The sequence below is a fragment of the Psychromonas sp. SP041 genome (genome assembly GCF_000470315.2).
Lineage (GTDB): Bacteria > Pseudomonadota > Gammaproteobacteria > Enterobacterales > Psychromonadaceae > Psychromonas.
In genome coordinates this window covers 1-23,555 of the sequence record NZ_CBRF02000034.1, presented here as the reverse complement: position 1 = coordinate 23,555, position 23,555 = coordinate 1, and the positions used below count along the sequence as shown (strand labels likewise).

The window sequence follows — 23,555 nt, the reverse complement described above, 5'->3', positions numbered from 1 at the left end:
GCACTTAGATATAAGTGCTATGGTCTTTAATTTTTATTATTGACCCCTACCAACCTCTAAACCTGCAACCAAAAAGTTGTCGGTCCATCATTCGTTGAAGTCACTTGCATATCTGCTGCAAAGATACCGTTTTCAACGTGACAACCTAACAATCGACATTGCTCACTGAAATCTAAGTAAAGTCGTTTTGCTTCTGTTGGCTCTGCCCCATTACTGAACCCGGGACGATTACCTTTTTTAGTATCAGCAGCCAACGTAAACTGTGAAATAACTAATAAGTCACCTGTCGCTTGTTGTACATTAAGGTTCATTTTACCTTGCTGGTCAGCAAATATTCGATACGCTAACACTTTCTCGGCTAAGCGCTTGCATTGTGCATCGGTGTCGCCTTTTTCTACACCCAGTAAAACCAGTAATCCACTGTCAATTTGTCCAACAGTATCACCTTCAACAACGACAGAGGCATTCGTTACACGCTGAATCATCGCAATCATTACATTTCCTCAGGTGCTTCAACGAGCTCTGCTTCGGGGTAAAAAAATTCATCTAAAGTTGCCGTTACTTCAGCACCAATTAATACAATTAACCAACTAAAGTAGATCCATACAAACATAATAGGGATCACCGCTAATGCGCCATAAATAATCTGTTGTGATGGGAAATTAGTAATATATAAAGTAAATAAATCTGTCGCTAAACTAAATAATAAAGCAGCAATAAAACCACCTATCATGGCATAACGTAAACGCACTCTTTGATGAGGCACTAAGGTATAAACACCAGCAAAAGCCAGCCATGAAAAAACAAATGGCATAAAACTAAGTACTTGCTGCCCTATTGATAAAAAGCCATCGGTTTTTACAATAGAAAAGATATAAGAACTCAAGGCAATACTGCCGCCAATAATAATTGGGCCTAAGCTTAGAATGGTCCAATAAATAGTAAATGCTTGAATGGGAGAACGTTTCTTATTACAACGCCAGATACGATTAATGGTTTGGTCAATCGTTGAAATCAATAATAAAGCAATCACCACTAATGAGGCGATCCCCATCATGCTCATTTTTTTAGTATTTTCAATGAATCCCGTCATATGCTCTTTAACCGCATCTCCAGCAGTTGGCACAAAGTTATTATAAATAAGGTTTTCAATAATTTTATTAAGCTCAGAGAACATTGGAAAAGCAGAGAGCATATAAAACACAACCGCAAGACAAGGCACGATTGAAAGTAAGGTTACATAAGCGAGGTGACCCGCAGGCACTTTAATATTATCTTCCTGGCTACGTTTCCATAAGAATATACCGTAATTATAAAATAGCTTTATTTTCTCTACTAAAACTTGCTTCTGTAATTGCAAAATAGCATCCCCAAATAAGTTGATTATCGAATTTCCATACCAATTACATTAACTAAACGGTCTAAATTTTACGTAGAAAAATGGCTTAGTTTAAGCCGTAAGTTAAGGTAAATGATTGTCCCCTTTACGAAACTTACAACGAAGAAATAAGTTATTTTAACCAGCCAAATAGATCAGTTAATGAGTGTGATTGGTATTATACCGATTACATTAAATATGTTATCTAAATTTTGCGATGGAAAAAACAGTTCAACTCAAGGCGTAAGTTGACGTAAATGGCTGTTCCCTTTACGAAATTTACAACGAGGAAGTGGGCTGTTTTAACAAGTAAAATAGATAAGCTCTTTATTGTGATTGGTATTACTATACCTGTAAATCGTAAACAAAAAAAAGGCCTTACCGAAGTAAGACCTTAATAATAGGTTTATTGTTCGTTTAACGAAACGAATTAACCTTTAGTTGGACGTGCTGCACGTTTACGTTCATTCTCACCCAGTAATTTCTTACGGATACGAATGCTTAACGGCGTTACTTCTACTAATTCATCAACATCAATAAACTCAAGCGCTTGTTCAAGCGTTAGAATGATTGCTGGAGAAAGTGTTTGCGCTTCATCAGTACCAGAAGAACGAACGTTAGTAAGCTGTTTACCACGAATACAGTTAACTGTTAAATCGTTTGAACGGTTATGAATACCGATGATTTGACCTTCGTAAACTTCAGTAGCATGACCTAGGAATAAACGACCACGATCTTGTAAGAAGAATAGTGAGTATGTAACCGCTTTACCAGTTTGATTACAAACCATTACACCATTTTGACGTTGACCAATTGTACCGCCTTTATGTAGACCGTAATGATCAAAGCTATGGTATAAAAGACCAGAACCAGATGTAATTGTCATGAACTCAGTTTGGAAACCGATTAAACCACGACTTGGAATCATAAAGTCTAAACGTACGCGACCTTTACCATCAGGAATCATGTTAGTTAGTTCCGCTTTACGGATACCTAATTGTTCCATGATTGAACCTTGATGTGCTTCTTCACAGTCAACAGTCAATGTTTCCATTGGCTCATGTAACTGACCATCAATCATACGTTCGATAACTTCAGGACGAGATACTGCTAGCTCAAAACCTTCACGACGCATGTTTTCAATTAAGATACCTAAATGTAGCTCACCACGACCAGATACTTTGAATTTATCAGGATCGGCAGTTTCTTCTACTTTTAACGCAACGTTATGTACAAGCTCTTTATTCAAACGGTCAAGGATGTTACGTGATGTAACGAATTTACCTTCTTTACCACAGAATGGAGAGTTGTTTACTTGGAAAGTCATTGTTACCGTTGGTTCATCAACAGTTAATGGCGTCATCGCTTCAACATTGTTTTGTGCACAGATAGTGTCAGAGATTTTAAGTTCGCCTAAACCACTAATTGCAATAATGTCGCCAGCTTCACCGTATTCGATGTCATGGCGTTCTAGACCTAAGTAACCTAATACTTGACCTACTTTACCTTTACGTTCTTTACCGTCAGCACCAACGATAGTCACCGCTTGGTTTACTTTAACGTGACCACGTGTAATACGACCAACACCGATAACACCTACGTAAGAGTTGTAATCAAGTTGAGAGATTTGCATTTGGAAGTCGCCATCGCGATCTGCTTCTGGTGGAGCAACAGTATCAACGATAGTTTGGAATAAATCTTCCATGTTATCTTTTTGAGTGTCCATATCAGTACTTGCCCAACCGTTTAATGCCGAAGCATAAACAACTTGGAAGTCTAATTGCTCATCAGTCGCGCCTAGGTTATCAAATAAATCAAATACTTGATCCATTACCCATTCAGGACGAGCACCAGGCTTATCAATTTTGTTGATAACAACAATTGGCTTAAGACCGTGTGCAAATGCTTTTTGCGTTACAAAGCGAGTTTGTGGCATTGGACCATCAACCGCATCAACGATAAGACATACACTGTCTACCATAGATAGAATACGCTCTACTTCACCACCGAAATCGGCATGTCCTGGCGTATCTACGATATTGATATGGTAATCGTTCCATACGATTGCTGTATTTTTTGCAAGGATAGTAATACCACGTTCTTTTTCAAGATCGTTAGAATCCATTACACGTTCTTCATTATCACCACGTGAATCCAAAGTACCAGACTGCTCTAACAGTTTATCAACCAATGTTGTTTTACCATGGTCAACGTGAGCAATGATGGCTATATTTCTTAATTTATCTAACGACATGATGTGCCTCAAAAATAACTACTAATTAAAAATACCAATTAAATAAAAACAGAAGGTCCTATTTTTATTTAATTGGTACAAAAAGATTTAGGCCATGAAAGCACTTAAAGTGATATAGCCAAATGTGCGCACATTGTAAACATAATTTCAAAAATAGAAAGTTTTAAGTCGGTCACAGTTAGCTTAAATGGTTAAAAGTAAGAAAAAACAGAGCTGAGTCAGGTCGACCACACGCGAAGCACCAAAACAGAGCAACAAAGCACCAACTTGGTGCGAAAAATAGAGCTTTGCACCATATCGGAAAACAAAAACCTAGGTATAATAGGTTTTGTTAACTTGGCATATTATTAGCTAATTTAATGTGTAATAAATCTAGATTGATGGTAAGTTTCATTGATGAGTTCTATTTTATCATCCCTACAAATTTCGATGTCAAATGAGGTTCTACAACATGTCTGTACAAACAATCCAAGACGTTCTAACTCTTATTCAAGAGCAAGACGTAAAATTCGTTGATTTACGCTTTACTGATACACATGGTAAAGAACAACACGTATCGGTTCCACACCACCAAGTAACTGAAGACTTTTTTGAAGAAGGTAAGATGTTCGATGGTTCTTCAATCGCTGGCTGGAAAGGCATTCAAGATTCTGACATGGTACTTATGCCAGTTCCTTCAACTGCAGTACTTGACCCATTTACAGACGATGCGACGTTAAACTTACGTTGTGACGTGTTAGAGCCAAAAACAATGTTAGGTTACGACCGTGACCCTCGTTCAGTAGCTAAACGCGCTGAAGCATACATGCGTTCAACAGGTATCGCTGATACTGTTTTATTTGGTCCAGAACCAGAATTTTTCCTATTTGACGACGTTAAATACGGTAACAGCATTGCAGGTGCATTCTACTCAGTAGATGCAAAAGAAGCAGCTTGGAACTCAGGTACTTCTTATGAAGAAGGTAACACGGGTCACCGCCCTGGTATCAAAGGCGGTTACTTCCCTGTAGCACCTGTTGATTCAGCTCAAAATATCCGTTCTGCAATGTGTTTAATCATGGAAGAAATGGGCTTAGTTGTTGAAGCGCATCACCATGAAGTAGCAACAGCAGGCCAAAATGAAATCGCATGTCGTTTCAACACAATGGTTGAAAAAGCAGACGAAATCCAAATTTACAAATATGTTGTACATAACGTTGCTCACGCATACGGCCAAACAGCAACATTTATGCCTAAACCACTTGTTGGCGATAACGGTTCTGGTAACCATTGTCACCAATCTTTAGGTAAAGATGGTGTTAACTTGTTCTCAGGCGACCAGTACGGCGGTCTATCTGAAATGGCACTTTATTACATCGGTGGTATCATCAAGCATGCTAAAGCGCTTAATGCATTCACTAATGCATCAACTAACTCGTACAAACGTCTTATCCCAGGTTTTGAAGCACCAGTAATGCTTGCATACTCTGCTGGTAACCGTTCTGCATCTATCCGTATTCCAATTGTACCTACTGCACGCGCAGCACGTATTGAAGTACGTTTCCCAGATCCAACAATGAACCCTTACTTAGGTTTCTCTGCAATGTTGATGGCGGGTCTTGACGGTATCAAAAACAAGATCCACCCTGGTGACTCTTTAGATAAAGATTTATACGACCTACCTAAAGAAGAAGCTGATGCAATTCCACAAGTTGCTGTTTCTTTTGAAGAAGCACTTGCAGCACTAGATGCTGATCGTGACTTCCTTGTTGAAGGTGGCGTATTCTCAAATGAAGCTATTGATGCATTCATTGAGCTTAAAACTGCAGAATGCCAAGCTGTATCACAAGCAACGCATCCAAAAGAGTTCGATTTATACTACAGCGTATAATGTAAAAACTTAATACAGCTAATACCCCAAAAAGGACCGCATGCGCGGTCCTTTTTTCGTTCTATCTCCTTCATTTTCACTGCTTTATCCAAAATAACAAAAAGTGGTCTATTTTTTGCTAGTTATAGACTATGTTTTTATATTTGTCGTATAAAAATAACTAAGTTATTAACAAGCAGTACTAATACTGCAGCAAGGAGCAATACATGAGTGGAAATCAAGTCCGTCTTCAAGCAATTGAACAAATTACTAACCGTGCACCAAAAGAGGTCGCTCAAACTGAGCCACTCAATCAAATTTGGGCTATGGATGTTTTCAATTTAGCGAAAATGGAAGAAGCCGTATCAAAAAATGCATTTAAAGCAATTAAAAAGACGGTTAAGACAGGTGAAGCATTAGATAATGCAACCGCTGACATTATTGCTGCTGCGATGAAAGATTGGGCTTTAGCAAAAGGCGCTAAATTTTTCTCTCACGTATTCTACCCAATGACAAATATTACTGCAGAAAAGCATGATGCCTTTATTCTGACTAACTCAGACGGTAATGCGATCAATGAATTTACTGGTAGCCTATTAATTAAGGGTGAACCAGATGGTTCTTCTTTCCCTAATGGTAGCCTACGTATGACAAATGCTGCACGTGGTTATACAGCATGGGATCCAACGAGCCCTGCTTATATCCAACAAACAGCAAATGGTGCAACATTAATGATTCCAAGTGTTTTCATGTCTTGGACGGGTGAAGCGCTTGATAAAAAAATCCCACTACTTCGCTCAAATTCAGCAATGAATGAAGCGGCACAAAAAGTATTGAAATTAATGGGCGAAAAAGAAGTTGCTGCATTAGATTCAAGTTGTGGTCCTGAGCAAGAATATTTCTTAATTGATGAAAACTTCGCAAATGCACGTCCTGACTTATTACTAGCAGGCCGTACATTATTTGGTGCCGCACCAGCGAAGGGCCAACAATTTGATGATCACTACTTCGGTGCTATCCCTGCTCGAGTTCAAGTGTTCATGCAAGACTTTGAAGACAAACTATATAAGCTAGGTATTCCAGCTAAAACTCACCACAATGAAGTAGCGCCAGGTCAATTTGAAATTGCGCCTTACTACGGTGCAGCAAATGTAGGTGCAGACCAACAACAATTGCTAATGACAATGATGAAACAAACAGCAAAAGAACATGGCTTCTTATGTTTGTTACATGAAAAACCTTTTGCAGGTGTCAATGGTTCAGGTAAACACGTTAACTGGTCTGTTGGTAACAGCACACAAGGTAACTTATTAGACCCAGGTAAAACACCACACAGTAACCTACAGTTTTTATTATTCTGTGGTGCTGTTATTCGTGGCGTACATAAATACGGTCCATTATTGCGTGCTGTTATTGCTTCAGCAGGTAACGACCATCGTTTAGGTGCAAACGAAGCTCCACCCGCTATTCTTTCTGTTTACCTAGGTGACCAATTAGAAAAAGTATTTGAAGATATCAAAGCAGGTAAACTAACGGGCTCTACAGATGGCGGTGAAATGGACCTTGGTCTTTCACAAATTCTTAACTTTGACCGTGATCCAGGTGACCGTAACCGTACTTCTCCTTTCGCATTTACGGGTAACCGTTTCGAATTCCGCGCAGTAGGTTCAGAGCAATCAGTTTCTGGTCCATTAGTTGCGATGAATACAATGCTTGCTGATTCATTAAACTGGATTGCTGAGAAACTAGAAGCGGCATTAAAAACACAAGATCAAACTGCAGCTGTTATCACAGTATTAAAAGAATTAATGGAGTTACACGGTAACGCTGTATTTGGTGGTGATGGTTATTCTTCAGAATGGCATAAAGCGGCTGTTGAAGAGCGTGGATTACAAAACATCCCTACTACTGCTGATGCATTACCTGCATTTAAATCTAAAGAAGTTATTGAGTTATTCACAAAAACAGGTGTTTTAACTGCAGTTGAATTAGAAAGCCGTTACGAAGTGTATGCTGAACAATATAACTTAGCGATTGAAGTTGAAGCTAAGCTAGTAGTAGATATTGCTAAAACTAAAATCTACCCAGCAGCAATCACGTATGTATCAGAGCTGACACTTGCTTCTGCTTCAACGTTAGATCTAGGCATTGAATTAGATTCAAGGATTGCAAAACAGATCGCAGAACATATCAATGGCTTATTAGCTTCAATTGCTAAACTTGAAACTGAAATTGCTAAACATGACTTCGTAGATACTGAAGCTCACATGCGTCATAGTGCCGATATTATTTGTCCATTAATGGGTGAAGCTCGTGAACATGCTGATGCGCTTGAGTTATTAGTAGCTGATGAGTTATGGCCACTACCTAAATACTCAGAAATGTTATTTATTAAATAAGTAGTTAATAAATAATAAACAATCTTAAATAAGGAGTGAGTTGTCACTCCTTATTATTTTCCAACGATACATAATTACAATATCTATGCTCTATTGAATTGAAAATATTAACCTTTGCTCATCTTATTTAGTGATAAAAGTTTAATATTTATATATCTACCACGTTTACAGTATGTTTTTTTGATTGTCTAAACCTTTTATATGTTCGACAATGAGCTTTTTACTATTAAGGTTTTTGATTATGAAGTGTTCACTTTTTTTAGCTATATTGCTTTGTTTTTATGCATCTTTAATATCAGCAGAAGCAAAAATTTATCATTGGGTCGATGCAGATGGTAAGACTCATTTTGCCGATACAGCACCACCTGGTACAGCTGAAATAATAGTTGAAAATAAAAATTTAGTATCAACACCTCAACAGCAACAACCTGAAAGAACAAGCAATACAAATATCAATACCAAGAAAGAAGAAATGATTGAATATCTAGCAGAAATAACAACACCTAAAGATGATGTTGCAATAAGAAGCAATAACGGCACATTAGAAGTTCACGTTAAAACAACACCTGAAAAGAAAAGCACACAACGCTTACAACTTTTTTTAGATGGCCAAGCATTAGGTTTGCCACAAATGTCACCGACTATTCGAGCACTAAATGTTGATCGAGGAACGCACCAAATACAAGCCAAGTTGTTAGATGAAGGAAACAACATATTAGCGACAACACAAGTTGTTACGATACATTTACAACGTATATCAGTTATTAAGTAGATTATAGAAAATATGTCAAAAGAACCTAGTATCGATCTTATTTTTACTTTTCTTGAAGAAGCTAAAACTGCATTTGTAGCATTAGATGCCTCATTAAATCTAATCTACGCGAACCCTGCAAGTGAGCAGTTGTTGTCACAAAGTAAACAACGTTTATATGGTCAGAACTTGCACGCGCTTGCAGAACAATTTCACTTTTCACCTGAATCGATTAAAAACTTACTACTAGAAGAATCATCTTTTACAGAAAATGAAGTCACTTTATTTATTGATGGGCACCCACTGTTAATTGATTTAAGCGCTAGTTATATAGATACAAAATCAGCAAAATATATAATCATTGAGATGCGCTGTATCGAACAACAAAAACGCATCAGTCAAGTGCATTATCAAGAGCACCAACAAAAAGCGGCACAAGAATTAGTGCGCGGATTAGCCCATGAAATTAAAAACCCATTAGGTGGATTACGTGGTGCAGCCCAGTTATTAGAAGCAGAATTACCTGATCCAGAATTAAAAGAATTTACACAAATCATCATTGAGCAAGCCGACAGATTAAGCGCATTAGTAAATCGTTTGTTAGGGCCTCAAAAACTAGGTGAAAAACGCATTCATAATATTCATTCAGTATTAGAAAGCGTGCGTAAATTAGTTAACTTAGATTTACCTGACAATGTAAAAATTCATATTGATTATGACCCAAGTATTCCAGATTTTGAAATGGAATCAGATCAATTACAGCAAGCATTTTTAAATATTGTCCAGAATGCAGTACAAGCATTACAAAGTCAGCCAGAGCAGCACTCAATCACACTGCGTACTCGTACTGCAAATCAAATAACAATTAATGGACTACCACAACGCTTGGCAACCGAAATTAAAATTATAGATACCGGGCCAGGTATACCAATGCATATTAGAAATACATTGTTTTATCCAATGGTAACGGGGCGAAAAGATGGTACCGGTTTAGGGCTATCGATCGCACAAGAATTGATTAAACAACATCATGGACGTATTGAGTTTAATAGTTGTAAAGGTCATACCGAGTTTTCGGTTTACTTACCAATTTAACTTTTAGTGTACACATAATAATAAAAAATAAGGAACTATGATGGCCGCTTGGATTGTAGATGATGACCACGCCATTCGCTGGGTATTAGAACGCACGTTAAAAGCAGAGAATATCGAATATGCTAGTTTCCCTGATGCAGAATGCTTATGGCAACAATTATTAATTGAGCAGCCTGAAATTATTATTTCAGATGTGCGTATGCCAGGTATTGATGGCTTAGAGTTAATGCAAAAAATCCACCAGCGTTATCCTTTAATTCCAATTATTATCATGACCGCACATTCCGACTTAGACAGTGCCGTTAATGCTTATCAAAGTGGTGCATTTGAATATTTACCAAAACCCTTTGATATTCACGAAGCAACAGATTTAATTAAACGTGCAATCAGCCATAGTAAAGAATTAAAACAACAAAAAAAACCAGTTCAACAACCTATCGCAACGCCAGAGATTATTGGTGAAGCACCGGCTATGCAAGAGGTTTTCAGAGTCATTGGCCGTCTTTCTCGCTCAAGTATGAGTGTGTTAATTAATGGCCAATCAGGTACAGGTAAAGAACTCGTTGCTCAAGCATTACACAAACATAGCCCACGTAAAAACGAAACGTTTATTGCATTAAACATGGCGGCTATCCCTAAAGAATTGATAGAAGCAGAATTATTTGGTCATGAAAAAGGGGCCTTTACAGGTGCTGCTGCGAATCGACAAGGTCGATTTGAACAAGCTGATCGCGGAACACTTTTTTTAGATGAAATTGGTGATATGCCATTAGACGTACAAACGCGTTTATTACGTGTATTAGCAGATGGTCAGTTCTATCGCGTCGGTGGGCACCAAGCCATTAAAGTTGATGTACGTATTATTGCAGCGACTCACCAAAATTTAGAGAAGAAAGTACTCAGTGGCGATTTCCGTGAAGATTTGTTTCACCGTTTAAATGTTATTCGCTTACAGTTACCTGCATTAAAAGAGCGTCGTGAAGATATACCATTACTAGCAAATCACTTTTTACACAGCATTGCTAATGAGTTAACCGTTGAAAGTAAGATACTGACTAAAGCAACGATCAATTACCTTAGTGATTTACCATGGCCGGGTAACGTTCGACAATTAGAAAATATTTGTCGTTGGTTAACCGTCATGTCTAGTGGTCAAGAAGTTCATATCAGCGACTTACCACCTGAATTAGGCGAACAAGAAACACCGCAGCAAGAAGGTGAACCTGTAATATGGCAAGAAAGCTTAAAAAAATGGACTGATGCACAACTCAAGAATGGCGAGAGCAACATTCTAGGTCAGTTACTACCTGAATTTGAAAAAATAATGCTACAAAGTGCCTTAAAGCATACTCAAGGCAAAAAGCATGAAGCCGCTAAGTTATTAGGCTGGGGTCGTAATACCCTCACACGCAAACTCAAAGAGCTTAATCTATCTGATTAACGTTATACGATGAAGAAGCCTATACACGATAAATATAGGCTTCTTCATACTTAAACCTGCGCATATACTGGTTTATCTCCTAACCAACGCTCTACAAGTGGAGTAATATATTCAGGGTGAGAGTGGATAAGAGTAATCGCAAGCTGCTGTACTTGTGGTATCAAGGCTTGATCTCTTAACAAATCAGCAATTTTCATATCTGCTATTCCTGTTTGCTTAGTCCCTAATACTTCACCAGGCCCACGAATTGCCAAATCTTGTTCTGCGATATAAAAACCATCATTACTTTCACGTAATACATTTAACCGCTTTAACGCCGTTTTTGACAATGGATACTTGTACAATAAAACACAATGACTGGCCACTTCTCCACGCCCTACTCGCCCACGTAATTGATGTAGCTGCGCTAACCCTAAACGCTCTGGGTTCTCGATGATCATTAAGCTTGAATTGGGCACATCTACGCCCACTTCAATCACCGTTGTCGCCACTAACAAATCTAATTCACCCGCTTTAAAAGCATCCATTACATATTGTTTTTCAGCGGCTTTCATTCGTCCATGCACTAAACCAATTCTTAAATCCGTTAGTGCGAGTTGTAAATCATTGGCAGTATCTTCAGCAGCTTGGCACTCTAAGACTTCAGATTCTTCAATCAACGTACAAACCCAATAAGCTTGGCGTCCTTCCTCTTTGCAGGCTTTATAGACGCGTTGAATAATTTCATCGCGTCTTGTATCAGCTAATGCAACAGTTTTAATCGGTGTTCTGCCCGGTGGTAACTCATCAATAACCGACACGCTTAAATCAGCATAAGCAGTCATCGCCAATGTTCGAGGGATCGGTGTCGCCGTCATAGTTAGTTGGTGTGGAACCAAACCATTACTAATGCCTTTTTCACGTAACGATAAACGCTGATGTACGCCAAAACGATGTTGCTCATCAACAATGATTAACGCTAGATTATGAAATTTAACATTATCTGAAAAGAGTGCATGCGTACCGACGACCATCTTTGATAAACCTAACGTAATATTCTCAGATTGATCACGCTTTTCTTTTACCTTCATTTTTCCAGATAACATGCCGACTCGAACACCCAAAGGTTCAAACCAATTCTGAAAGTTTAATAAATGTTGTTCTGCTAACAATTCAGTGGGTGCCATTAATGCGACTTGATACCCAGCTTCAATTGCGGTTAATGCCGCTAAAGCAGCCACTAATGTTTTACCTGAACCTACATCTCCCTGTACTAATCGCATCATCGGGATATCTTTCATTAAATCTTGTTGAATCTCTACATTAACCCTTTGTTGGGCTCCCGTTGGCGAAAAAGGTAAGTTTTTTAATAACTGTTTTGATAATTGGTCAGTTTGCTTAAGCACAGGCGAATGATGCTGTTGTGCTTGCTGACGTAATGCCAACATACTAATTTGTTGCGCTAATAACTCTTCAATAATTAAACGCTGCTGTGCTGGGTGTGAGCGATCTTCTAATTGTTCAATACTGGCAGAAGGAGGCGGACGATGAACCGTCATTAACGCATCATACAAACTAATGGGATGAGACAATAAAGCAGTGGGAATAAGCTCTTGAACTTGGTTTTGTTGCAAATGTTGTAATGCTTGGTCGGTTAACTGTCTTAAGCTGTTTTGTTTCAATCCCTCAGTACTTGGGTAAATAGGCGTTAGTGCTTCTTCAACTGATGTAGCCGCGTTTTCACCCACTAATGAATATTCAGGATGAGTAACCTCTAAACCTTGATAGCCTCGTTTAAATTCACCAAAGCATTGTATCCACTGTCCTTCTTTAAATGCATTTTTTTGTCCTGCATTAAAATGAAAAAAGTTTAATGTGGCAATACCTTCACCGTCACTGATCTTACATTTTAAAATACGACGTTTTCCAAATTGTACTTGGCAACTAACCACTTCACCTTGCACGCTTACTTGCATACCATCTTTAATATCTTTAATTGGATATAGTCGAGTACGATCTTGATAATGCAACGGTAAATGAAACAGCATATCTTCGACTGAATTTAAGCCTATTTTGCTGAGCCTTTCGGCAACTTTAGCACCAACACCTTTAAGTGCTGATAAAGGTATTTTATTTAGCTTCATTTTTTACCTTAATGACTTATCTGTTTAATCTTCTGTGCGTATACTGACAATAATTTAGACTTAATCTGTATCAACCATAGTTTATGCGTAAACTACTATCCACTAATAATGTTTTTAAGGTGAAAAGCATGCGCTTTATTTTTTTTATATTAATTGTTTTTAGCTCCACAGTATTTTCTGAAACAATAAACGATGAACCTGTAATAAATACATCTGAAGACACCAGCGCAATTGATGAACGTATAGAAGATGAAGTTAGGAGTGCACGCTATAACTTCTCAATTATACCGCATAAACCAAACTATTTATTGCCGTTTTATTTTAATGAAAAACTTCAAGAAAACGACAGTACCTCACAACGTCTAGAAGTGAAGTTTCAAATTAGCTTTAAAGTACCGCTATTTCACCAAATTGGTAGTTTACCTATCTCCGGTTATGTTGCTTATACCCAACTCTCTTATTGGCAAGCTTATAACACGGAGTATTCCTCGCCCTTTCGTGAAACAAATTATGAGCCCGAAGCTTTTTTAGTATGGGATGTAAACCAAGAGTTAGGCTTAGGTTGGAGGTTTAAAGCGGGAACCTTTGGTTTTACACATCAATCTAATGGTAAAACTGAACCAACATCACGAAGCTGGAACCGTCTTAACGGCAGCTTGATATTTGATAATGACAACTTAGTTATCGCAGTGAACCCTTGGTACCGATTTGAAGATTCAGATGATGATAATCCTGATCTATTAGACTATTACGGTCATGGACAAATTATTACTGCTTATAAATATAATGAACATGTTTTTTCTATGACAAGTCGTAACAATATCGAAAGTAATTTTAGTCAAGGTTCAATAGAAGCATCTTGGAGCTTCCCGCTATACGGGCAAGTAAAAGGTTACGTACAGGTATTTTCAGGTTATGGCAACAGCTTGGTCGAATATAATGAATACACCAATGCAGTAGGTTTAGGCATATCGATTGCTGATTTTTTATAAAGCCAGCATCAATTATTTTTCATGACTAATAACGATTAAGCTATTAACAACTTGATCAATTAATAGCTGCTTTTTTTCTCGCAAAAGAGGCTGTTCACTCTTGTTTGAAATTAACCACTGAGGATGTTGGCGTGCATTTTTAAGCCACTTACTCCATTGTTTAGGTAACTCAATTTTATCTATTTTTACATCCGCTAATGACATTTTAGCCACACTCGCATGACCACGCTGTTGCAACGCAATTAATAAGCTAAGTTGGCGCATCCATAATACTTGTAGCGTTAAATCATCGGCACATAAATAACGATGCCCTTTTACTTTAGCGTGAATTTCATCGTAATAACGTTGTTTTACACCCCACAACACCCCCATCACACCACCGGCGACTGCTGCCGCACCTAATGTCATACCTGCAGCCACTAAATCAACAGCAACACCTATCCCCGCACCTTTCACAAAATTACTGGTCGCTTTAACACCAAACTCTTTTAAGTTATCCGATGAAAAAAGATCTAACTCCCATTGGCCTTGTTGAATGGGTAAATCATATTGGTCGATATCATGTTGTTTAAATTGGTATAGAGCTAATAGTTGATTTAGCGTTTGCTTTTCAAGTTCTCGAATGGCTGATTGTAATTGTTCACTAGCAAGGCTGATGCTCTTTTCATTATTGTCAGCTTTAAAGCGACATGCGGCAGCTTCAACTAACAAAGTAGCAATTAATTGCTGTGCAGCACTTTCTCGTTCTTGCCATTGTTGTTTACGCTGTGTAATTAATGCGTCAAGTTGTTGCTCTCTATGCGCTAATAACGTCTGCATTTTTTGATAGATCTTTAACTCGTCTGAGAACCTAAATACAACACTATCAAAGCTAACAAAAGCATGAAGATTTAAACGTGCTAACTGTGTTTGCCAAGCACTGATATTTTCCTGACCCGCTTCGATAAAATTAAGCACGGGAATGATAGGCTTAGCCGCATAACTGAGAATTTTTAATTCATCACGATATTTGCCTAAAATAGGCTCTCTCACATCAATGACATAAAAAAGAATGTCATTACTTAATAAAGCTTTTAACACCTTTAACTCTTGGTTTAATTCCGGAAACTCATTCTCACGTTTAATAAAAGCTAATAAACGATCGATGCCATCTTGATATTCAATAGCAGGGTCGGCGTCCAGTACACTTAATAAATTAATCGAGTCTTCTAAACCAGGCGTATCATAAATAACCATGCTTTGATTGTTATCAACACGGATTTCAGCCCCTTCTACATGGCGTGTAGTGCCTGCTTTATCTGCAATTTGACCGAAACTAGCATCACGTAATAAAGTACGAATTAAAGATGTCTTACCCGTATTAGCATGGCCAACAACAGCGACAGATAATAATTGTTTATCCATTTTCCACCTCATTAGTTTTTATAGTGGCAAGATCATCGGTGATACAAGTAATATGCTGCTCTGTAATATTCGCTTTCGCAGCCATTTCAAGCCAGTCTTGCAAACGAGATGATAACGACTCATTTTTTTCTATTAGCTTCTCACTTAATAAAACTAAATAAATTTGCACATTGGGCTGGTAATGACACTTTTTAACTAAACTTAACCAACCACGGTCAGGTAAACGCTTTAAATCGACATACAATACAATGCTCGATGCGTTATCTGATTGTATTTGTAATAAAACCATTTGTTGACTGTCACTATCGACAACATTAATTAAACGAGTAACAGCATATTCTGCGACATGTTTATTCGCTTGTTGAAAACGTGAATGGTTTAACTCGATTGCCAGAGGGTAAGCATTTTTAGGCACAAGTAAGGTCGCTTCATAACCTTTACGGTTTATAGTTTGATTTGTCCCTCTCGTGCTTTGATTATTATGAATCCTGTCTGGATCACTAATAAAGCTCGTATTCACAATCGGATGTAAAAGACTTTTTAATTGAACGTAATAAGGTAATGATAGATTAAGACTAAATTGTTTTTGTTGGCTTTTGACCGCACGCTGAAAAAACAGCATAAGAATAAGACGTGGCAATAAAGCGTAAACCGTTAAGCTAAATATAAGTAAATTAGACCAGCTAATTCGGCTATCTTGTGCTAACGGTAATGGGTTAGTTACACCAATAGTGGCATTACTGACATCACTTGCACTAGGTACATTAATCCCCAAAAGGTGTGGGACTGTCGTTAATATTTGAGTCAGTTGTACAAAAATATCTTCACTTAAAATCGTTGTCTGCCATATAAAATCAACTTGGTGTGTTGCCAGAACCAGTAACAAAGATAATGTAGCGCCTAATAAATAACAGCTCCACCACAAGTGACTAATTAAAGATAATTGTGCGCGCCCTAAACAATGGCCAAATCGATGTTCAAAATAATACTCAAATAACGCGATATAATGAGGATGCTTATTACTTATTTTATGATGCAATTTATCAAGCAGTGTCATTAATAATAAACTTAAATTAGTTACCCAAGTGTTATTAATCGCATTTTTCTTAAAATATAAAAAAAGCCAAATAACCAAAGATACTATATTAGGCGCAATAAATAAGACGATAGCCCAAAAGAAGTTAATTTGAGTACCTGTTTCACTGACTAAAAAGGTCGATATACTCGTTACGCCGATCATAAAAAAGAATAAGCACATGACACTACAAAATAACTTTACTAATTTTTCAAAATGGTTAAAAACAGGTGCAGTTTGATAGCGTAATTCAGCTAATTGAGTACGTTTGAATAATGCATCCTGAAAAGTTAACGCACTATAATCCGCATTAAAGCTATCCGATGGAGCATTTTTTTCAATGATACGTATGCCTTCCGTCAATAAACGGTCTTGGTATAGGCTCATTAAACGCTCTCCTTCAATTATTTACGACCACGAATAGCATCCCACCAATCATCTGAAGCGGCGATTTGCCCTTCGTCATCCAATGGCGGATAAGGTAAATTTTTTTCACGACATAATTGACGATAAATAGGGTGACCACCTTCGAATAAAATACGATGCTGCTCTTCTTCGGGTAAACGACAAACTTGGTCATACATACCAGCGAGTTGACGCTGACGTTGTGCTTCATACATGATAAGTGCAGAAGCCACAGAAACATTCAAAGACTGACACATGCCAACCATAGGTATGATGACATCTTGATCCGCTAGAGCCAATGCTTCATCACTAATACCAAATTTCTCTTGCCCCATGATAATCGCAGTCGGCTTTGTATAATCAACTTCTCGAAAATCAATCGCTGTCGCAGAAAGGTTCGTGGCAATAATTTGCATGCCTTGTTCTCGTAACACAGCTATCCCCTCTTGAGTTGTCTCATGGGAATGCAGATTAACCCACTTTTGGCTCCCTGAAGCAACGTTACGAGAAATACGTGTTGTATCCTCATCCCAAGTTGCATGTACGTTATTAATTCCCATAGCATCTGCTGTGCGGACAATGGCCGCTAAATTATGTTGTAAATGCACATGCTCCATGAAAATAGTGAGATCGGGTTGGCGACGATTTAACATGGAAGTAATTCGGGCAAAACGTTCAGGAGTCATACTCTCTCACACAGGGAAGTTATAAAAGAGCTCATTATATATAATTATTGGCGGAGGCTAAAGCAGTGTCAAAAAAATGGAGCGATTTCTTATATTCTAAAAAATGTTTAAAACACATGATCTTAAGTATTTATTTAAGGGGTTAAGATCATGCGCTAATTTTTATTAATTATTAATTAGTCATTAATTATAAAGCGATGTAGTTGTTACGCGCATATTTAGGTCTAGCAGCTTTTAGTATTTCAGCTTCTGCCTCTGTCAATTTTCCAATAGGTAAACCAATCACTCTATGTGTAAGCTGCTCACGGGCATCGATAGCGATAGATAACTTAATAATACGACTACTACCTTTAATTTCTTGCGTTTCAAATGCAGGTGCTAATACCCCTGATGCTAATAAATTACTGACAGCTGGTTCATTCAACGGTAAAGAAAGTACTGTTTTACGTTGGATAATAAATTCACGCAACAATGCTTTTTCTTCAAAATCTAATTGACGAATCATTTTATTACGACGGATCAGCAAACGTTGACTCGCATAGTATTCGCTTAGCGTTGAGAATGAATAAGAAAGTAGGCGTGTTAATAAATAAGAGCCTGTTAATAACGTCAGCACCCAAAGATATGGTGCATAAGTATCAGGAAGCACATCTGAGTTGCTCACCGAGAATAATGAACTAGGAATCACTAATAAGACAGCACAACTAAAGCACATCCACATAATAGTAATAGTGATGCCCTGTTGGTCTATAAATCGATATAAGAATGTTTTCATTGTTAGCTCCTGCCAATAATTTGTTGTACAAGTACAACAAAGCAGGAAATGTGCCAAAAGATCAAAGAAAGGAGGGTATCTCATATAAAAAAGGAGCCGAAGCTCCTTAATAGATAAAGGTTTAATAAAAAATATTAATCAGTCACAGTGATCAAACAACTAGATTCATCACCTTTAGGAGTTGTTAGAGTAAACACCAATGAACCACTAGAAGCTCCATTATCAGTGCTTTCAGCTCCTAAGGTAACAGGGAAAACGTAATTAGTATTATTAGAGTTAGTTACACTCCAAGTTGAAGTACCTGATATAGCTCCATTTGAAATATCACTAGTAATAGATGTTCCTGTCGGCGGAGTATTTCCATTTTCATCAGAGGCTGCGACATAAAATTTAACTAGATCAACATTTACTAAATCAACTGAAGATATTGCAGTAGTTAAATCCTCATCGGAATAATAAGAACAAAATAAATCAGAACTCGCCATAACTAATTCAATACTAGTAAATATAGTCACTGACTCACGAATACACACATCCGAAGTGGCTGGACAATGTAAGCCATCATAAAGTCCATTGCCAGTAGTATAAGATTGGCTATTATCAGCATCATCAAACCATTCTTCACCATTTTGCACTCCATTGCCGTCAATATCTGCAAATGCTTCTGGATTATCAGTAAAACTTTCACCGCTTGTATATAAGCCGTCACGATTTCTATCTATAAAACTTTCTTCGCCAGTACTATAAGCAGTAATAACAGCTCTGCCGTTATCAGGACGTGGATCTTGTGATTCCCAGACCATTGAGCAAGCACTGCCAATAGTTGAACAAGTACTAATAGTACCTGCCTCATTAGTAACCTTCCCACCATTGGTTCTAAAATTAACAACAGTTCCGTCTGGAACAGCTGTATTACCATCTCCTCCACCAAGACGAATGGTGATTGCGACTTCAGTACCATCATAATCAAAGCCTTCTGGCGCATAATTTTCTGAAGATAAAGAAAAACTATCTTGATCAGGATAACCATTGGTCACGCTTAAATTATTAGATACTTTAAATAAGTCTGGATAAGAAACAGGAACCATTTTAACTATAACAGGTCCTTCAACATCACCTGATTTTACCACAGTAGATACTATGCCTGACTCATCTGTAGATTCAGATGTAATTAAAAGCTCAGTGCCGGTTGGAGAGTCAAACAAAGTAAAGTTTACAGTTTCACCAACCAAAGGCTCTCCAAATAGATCTAGAAGTTTAAACGTAACAGTGGAAGTTTCCGATGTACCTTCGCCAGTTGAGCCTGTTATTGAAATAGTAGTTGGTTCTGCACTTTCAAAAGAAAGAACAGCAAAGCTATTAGAGTCGCTTTCTTCCGTAGTATCAGTTGAATCTGTAGAGTCGGTACTATCTTCAGTATCATCAGGTGAACCTGCACTATCATCTGTATCGTCAGTTGAATCGCCAGAGTCTGAACTACTATCATTAAAACTCAACCCTCCATCACTGCCTCCGCCACATGCAAAAAGCACAGATGAAAGCAGTGCAACGGATAAGATTTGGTACCATTTCATTGGGAATTCCTTTTCGAAAATAATATTTTAGCGTAAATTCAACCTGAATTTAGCAATAGTTAAAGGGTATAAGCGATCAATAGTTGAACAATTAAAAAGTATTAATCATTTTTAATAAAATAAATAAACTTAAATGATTTGTATGAATTAAACATTAACACAAAATAAATTCATACTAACTAGAATTATCTGCAATTTATACCTTATTTAATTAAAAATAAGATGTTTTAATGATTTTCTATAATATTAGTCTTATAAAGTGAAATAACCTTTTTCTTTTGCTATTAATAATTGTCCATACTGTTTATCTTGCCCCATTCTTTCAATCAAATAACACCCTGTATTAATATGGTATATTCTATATATACGATGTATTTCATGTAAGGTTACATAATGAATTTTAGAGATTTAGAGTATTTAATTGCACTTGAAGAGTTAAAACATTTTCGTAAAGCCGCTGATAAATGCTTTGTTAGCCAACCGACATTAAGTGGACAAATTAAAAAATTAGAAGAAGAGCTCAATGTCCAATTAATGGAGCGTTCATCTCGAAAAGTGATCTTCACTCCAGCTGGCATTGATATTGTGGCAAAAGCGAAAACTATATTATTAGAAGCAAAGTCATTAAAAGAAATTGCAAAAAGTCATAATGAACCTATGTCTGGCACTCTACATATAGGTCTTATTCCGACAGTTGCCCCTTATTTATTGCCATTGATCATTCCAGCAATGAAAGAAGCATTTCCTGATTTACAACTTTACTTACACGAGAACCAGACTCAAGTCCTCATCAAGCAATTAGAGGAAGGTGAATTAGACTGTCTAATTTTAGCGTTACTACCAGGAATGGAACAATTCAAGAAATTAGATTTATATGAAGAACCTTTAGAACTAGCACTATCAGATAAGCATGCATGGTCGGAACAGCGTCAAATCAACCTACAAGAACTCAGTGGAGAGCATGTTTTGATGTTAGCCGATGGTCATTGTTTAAGGGACCAAGCAATGGGCTTTTGTTTTGCTGCAGGGGCAATTGAAGATAATAGCTTTAAGGCGACTAGTTTAGAAACATTGAGACATATGATAAGCGCTGAAAATGGATTGACGTTGTTGCCTCAATTAGCTATTCCGTTAAACCGATACCAATCAGGCGTCAAATATATTCCTTTTGAAAAGCCAGCTCCATCGCGCAACATAACCTTGCTGAGCCGTAATAATAGTGCTCGACAGATCTGTTTTGATCAATTAGCAATGTTAATCAATAAAGCAGTACAAACGCGTTTAGATGAATATTGATAAATTAAATTAACAAACAATTAATATAAAATTTATTGATTTATGCATATCGCAGATACAAAAAAGCCGAACATAAGTTCGGCTTTTTTTATTGCAACTATAAAGAAACTTACGCTTCTTCGTCCGCTACAACTGGACGGTCAACGAACTGGATGTAAGCCATAGGAGCTTTATCGCCAGTACGGAAACCACATTTAATGATACTAGTGTATCCACCAGGACGAGTCGCGTAGCGAGGACCTAGTTCATTAAACAATTTTGCTACTGTTGCATCATCACGAAGACGAGCAAACGCTAAACGACGGTTAGCAACGCTATCCACTTTAGCTAGTGTAATTAATGGCTCAATTACACGACGCAATTCTTTTGCTTTAGGCACGGTAGTTTTAATAACTTCGTGCGTAGCAATAGAGATTGCCATATTACGAAACATAGCCTGACGGTGGCTGCTGTTTCGGTTAAGTTGACGTCCACTTTGACGATGGCGCATAACCTAATCCTTATTATTCGTAAGTCGGTTTTAGACTAATCTTCGATTAAACTTGCTGGTGGCCAGTTTTCTAAGCGCATGCCTAGAGACAGTCCACGTGATGCAAGTACATCTTTGATTTCAGTTAGAGACTTCTTACCTAAATTAGGCGTTTTTAGAAGTTCAACTTCAGTACGTTGTACTAAATCACCGATATAATGAATCGACTCTGCTTTCAAACAATTAGCAGAACGAACAGTTAGTTCTAAATCATCTACTGGGCGTAAAAGAATTGGATCAAACTCAGGTTTCGCATCAACTACAGGTACTTCATAAGTAGTGCGTAAATCAACAAATGCATCTAATTGCTCAGCTAAAATTGTAGCTGCGCGACGAATTGCTTCTTCAGGCTCTAAAGTACCATCTGTTTCCATATCGATAACAAGCTTGTCTAAATCGGTACGTTGTTCAACACGAGCTGATTCAACACTGTAAGCGATACGCTCAACAGGGCTAAAAGTCGCATCTACTAATAGACGACCAATTGGACGCTCATCTTCTTCGCTATGAATACGAGATGAAGCTGGAACATAACCACGACCTGATTCAATTTTAATACGCATGCTGATTTCAGCATTGCCTGTTAAATTACAGATCACGTGTTCTGGGTTGACTATCTCTACATCACCATCATGAATGATGTCGCCTGCAGTAACAGGACCAGCGCCAGATTTAGTTAAACTAACTAAAACTTCGTTTTTACCTTCAAGTTTTACAGCTAGACCTTTAAGGTTAAGAAGAATCTCTAGGATATCTTCTTGCACGCCTTCTTTTGTGCTGTACTCATGTTGTACACCATCAATTTCGACTTCAGTTACAGCTGTGCCAGGCATAGACGATAACAAAATACGACGAAGAGCATTACCTAAAGTGTGGCCAAAACCACGTTCTAGTGGCTCAAGAACCACTTTTGCTCTAGTTGTTGAAATTTGCTCGATATCAACTAATCTTGGTTTTAGAAAATCAATTACAGAACCCTGCATTTGTGTCCTCTCTTAGCAGTTAACTTTACTTAGAGTAAAGCTCGATGATTAACTGTTCGTTAATCTCAGCAGATAAATCTGAACGTTCAGGTTGACGTTTAAACTCGCCTTCCATCTTCGTTGTATCAACTTCAACCCAAGCAAGGGCTTCACGTTGACCAGCGATTTCTAATGCAGCGCCAATACGTGTTTGCTTTTTAGCTTTTTCACGGATTGCGATAACATCGCTAGGTTTAACGTTGAATGAAGGAATGTTTACAACTTTACCGTTCACTAGGATAGCTTTATGGCTAACTAGTTGACGTGATTCAGCACGTGTAGCGCCAAAGCCCATACGGTATACAACATTGTCTAAACGACCTTCTAATAAAAGAAGTAAGTTTTCACCAGTGTTGCCCTGTAAACGAGCAGCTTCTTTGTAGTAGTTACGGAATTGCTTTTCTAATACACCGTACATACGACGTACTTTTTGCTTTTCACGTAATTGTAAACCGTAGTCTGATAGACGAGGTTTACGCGCACCATGTACACCTGGTGCGTTATCAA

Annotated in this window: 19 protein-coding genes; 7 read left to right on the top strand and 12 right to left on the bottom strand. The window is 37.7% G+C overall.

Going from position 1 to position 23,555, the window contains the following annotated elements; all coding sequences use genetic code 11:
* Positions 1–56: 56 nt before the first annotated feature.
* The 3 genes from dtd to typA form a co-directional block, all read right to left on the bottom strand.
* Positions 57–494, bottom strand: a complete 438-nt coding sequence (gene dtd, locus SP041_RS16305; RefSeq protein ID WP_025566044.1) for a D-aminoacyl-tRNA deacylase — start codon at positions 492–494, stop codon at positions 57–59.
* On the bottom strand, positions 494–1,360 hold the full coding sequence (locus SP041_RS16300; RefSeq protein WP_025566043.1) for a virulence factor BrkB family protein: 867 nt from the start codon (positions 1,358–1,360) through the stop codon (positions 494–496). Before SP041_RS16300 ends, dtd begins: the two co-directional genes overlap by 1 nt.
* A gap of 448 nt (positions 1,361–1,808) precedes the next feature.
* On the bottom strand, positions 1,809–3,632 hold the full coding sequence (gene typA / locus SP041_RS16295) for a translational GTPase TypA (protein WP_025566042.1): 1,824 nt from the start codon (positions 3,630–3,632) through the stop codon (positions 1,809–1,811).
* 451 nt (positions 3,633–4,083) lie between these two features.
* Here typA and glnA point away from each other — a divergent pair, with 451 nt between their 5' ends.
* The 5 genes from glnA (at position 4,084) to glnG (ending at position 11,167) form a co-directional block, all read left to right on the top strand.
* Positions 4,084–5,502 (top strand): glutamate--ammonia ligase, encoded by a 1,419-nt coding sequence (gene glnA, locus SP041_RS16290; protein ID WP_025566041.1) that lies wholly within the window; start codon positions 4,084–4,086, stop codon positions 5,500–5,502.
* Between the two features lie 206 nt (positions 5,503–5,708).
* On the top strand, positions 5,709–7,880 hold the full coding sequence (locus SP041_RS16285; protein WP_025566040.1) for a glutamine synthetase III: 2,172 nt from the start codon (positions 5,709–5,711) through the stop codon (positions 7,878–7,880).
* A gap of 241 nt (positions 7,881–8,121) precedes the next feature.
* A complete protein-coding gene (locus SP041_RS16280) occupies positions 8,122–8,652 on the top strand; it encodes a DUF4124 domain-containing protein (RefSeq protein WP_025566039.1) in 531 nt (176 codons plus the stop codon).
* Positions 8,653–8,664: 12 nt separating this feature from the next.
* The gene (gene glnL, locus SP041_RS16275) at positions 8,665–9,726 is read left to right on the top strand and encodes a nitrogen regulation protein NR(II) (protein WP_025566038.1); all 1,062 of its coding nucleotides are present in this window, start codon (positions 8,665–8,667) and stop codon (positions 9,724–9,726) included.
* A 37-nt stretch (positions 9,727–9,763) separates the two neighbouring features.
* Complete coding sequence (glnG, locus tag SP041_RS16270) at positions 9,764–11,167, top strand: nitrogen regulation protein NR(I) (protein ID WP_025566037.1); 1,404 nt, start codon at positions 9,764–9,766, stop codon at positions 11,165–11,167.
* Positions 11,168–11,217: 50 nt separating this feature from the next.
* On the opposite strand, the gene recG is transcribed toward glnG, so the two are convergent.
* Entirely contained in the window at positions 11,218–13,290 is a 2,073-nt protein-coding gene (gene recG, locus SP041_RS16265) for an ATP-dependent DNA helicase RecG (RefSeq protein WP_025566036.1), read from the bottom strand.
* Between the two features lie 128 nt (positions 13,291–13,418).
* On the opposite strand from recG, the gene SP041_RS16260 reads away from it, so the two are divergent.
* Positions 13,419–14,282: a phospholipase A gene (locus SP041_RS16260; protein WP_025566035.1), complete on the top strand. Its 864-nt coding sequence runs from the start codon at positions 13,419–13,421 to the stop codon at positions 14,280–14,282.
* 12 nt (positions 14,283–14,294) lie between these two features.
* Here the strand turns inward: SP041_RS16260 and SP041_RS16255 are convergent, their stop codons facing one another.
* From SP041_RS16255 to SP041_RS16235, 5 genes are all read right to left on the bottom strand, one after another.
* On the bottom strand, positions 14,295–15,686 hold the full coding sequence (locus tag SP041_RS16255) for a GTPase/DUF3482 domain-containing protein (protein ID WP_025566034.1): 1,392 nt from the start codon (positions 15,684–15,686) through the stop codon (positions 14,295–14,297).
* Positions 15,679–17,148 carry a DUF2868 domain-containing protein gene (locus SP041_RS16250; RefSeq protein WP_025566033.1) on the bottom strand — a complete coding sequence of 490 codons (1,470 nt, stop codon included), beginning with the start codon at positions 17,146–17,148 and terminating at the stop codon, positions 15,679–15,681. The genes SP041_RS16255 and SP041_RS16250 overlap by 8 nt, the downstream gene beginning before the upstream one ends.
* A 17-nt stretch (positions 17,149–17,165) precedes the next feature.
* Positions 17,166–17,852: a tRNA (guanosine(18)-2'-O)-methyltransferase TrmH gene (gene trmH / locus SP041_RS16245; RefSeq protein ID WP_025566032.1), complete on the bottom strand. Its 687-nt coding sequence runs from the start codon at positions 17,850–17,852 to the stop codon at positions 17,166–17,168.
* Between the two features lie 187 nt (positions 17,853–18,039).
* Entirely contained in the window at positions 18,040–18,627 is a 588-nt protein-coding gene (locus SP041_RS16240; protein WP_025566031.1) for a superinfection exclusion B family protein, read from the bottom strand.
* A 134-nt stretch (positions 18,628–18,761) separates the two neighbouring features.
* Positions 18,762–20,201: a hypothetical protein gene (locus SP041_RS16235; protein ID WP_025566030.1), complete on the bottom strand. Its 1,440-nt coding sequence runs from the start codon at positions 20,199–20,201 to the stop codon at positions 18,762–18,764.
* A 393-nt stretch (positions 20,202–20,594) separates the two neighbouring features.
* On the opposite strand from SP041_RS16235, the gene oxyR reads away from it, so the two are divergent.
* Positions 20,595–21,497, top strand: coding sequence for a DNA-binding transcriptional regulator OxyR (oxyR, locus tag SP041_RS16230; protein WP_025566029.1), 903 nt, complete (start codon positions 20,595–20,597; stop codon positions 21,495–21,497).
* A gap of 109 nt (positions 21,498–21,606) precedes the next feature.
* On the opposite strand, the gene rplQ is transcribed toward oxyR, so the two are convergent.
* From rplQ to rpsD, 3 genes are all read right to left on the bottom strand, one after another.
* Positions 21,607–21,987, bottom strand: coding sequence for a 50S ribosomal protein L17 (gene rplQ / locus SP041_RS16225; protein ID WP_137297931.1), 381 nt, complete (start codon positions 21,985–21,987; stop codon positions 21,607–21,609).
* Positions 21,988–22,022: 35 nt separating this feature from the next.
* Complete coding sequence (gene rpoA, locus SP041_RS16220) at positions 22,023–23,009, bottom strand: DNA-directed RNA polymerase subunit alpha (protein ID WP_025565960.1); 987 nt, start codon at positions 23,007–23,009, stop codon at positions 22,023–22,025.
* Positions 23,010–23,034: 25 nt separating this feature from the next.
* Positions 23,035–23,555, bottom strand: a 521-nt coding sequence (rpsD, locus tag SP041_RS16215; RefSeq protein WP_137297930.1) for a 30S ribosomal protein S4, incomplete at its 5' end; no start/stop codon positions are given.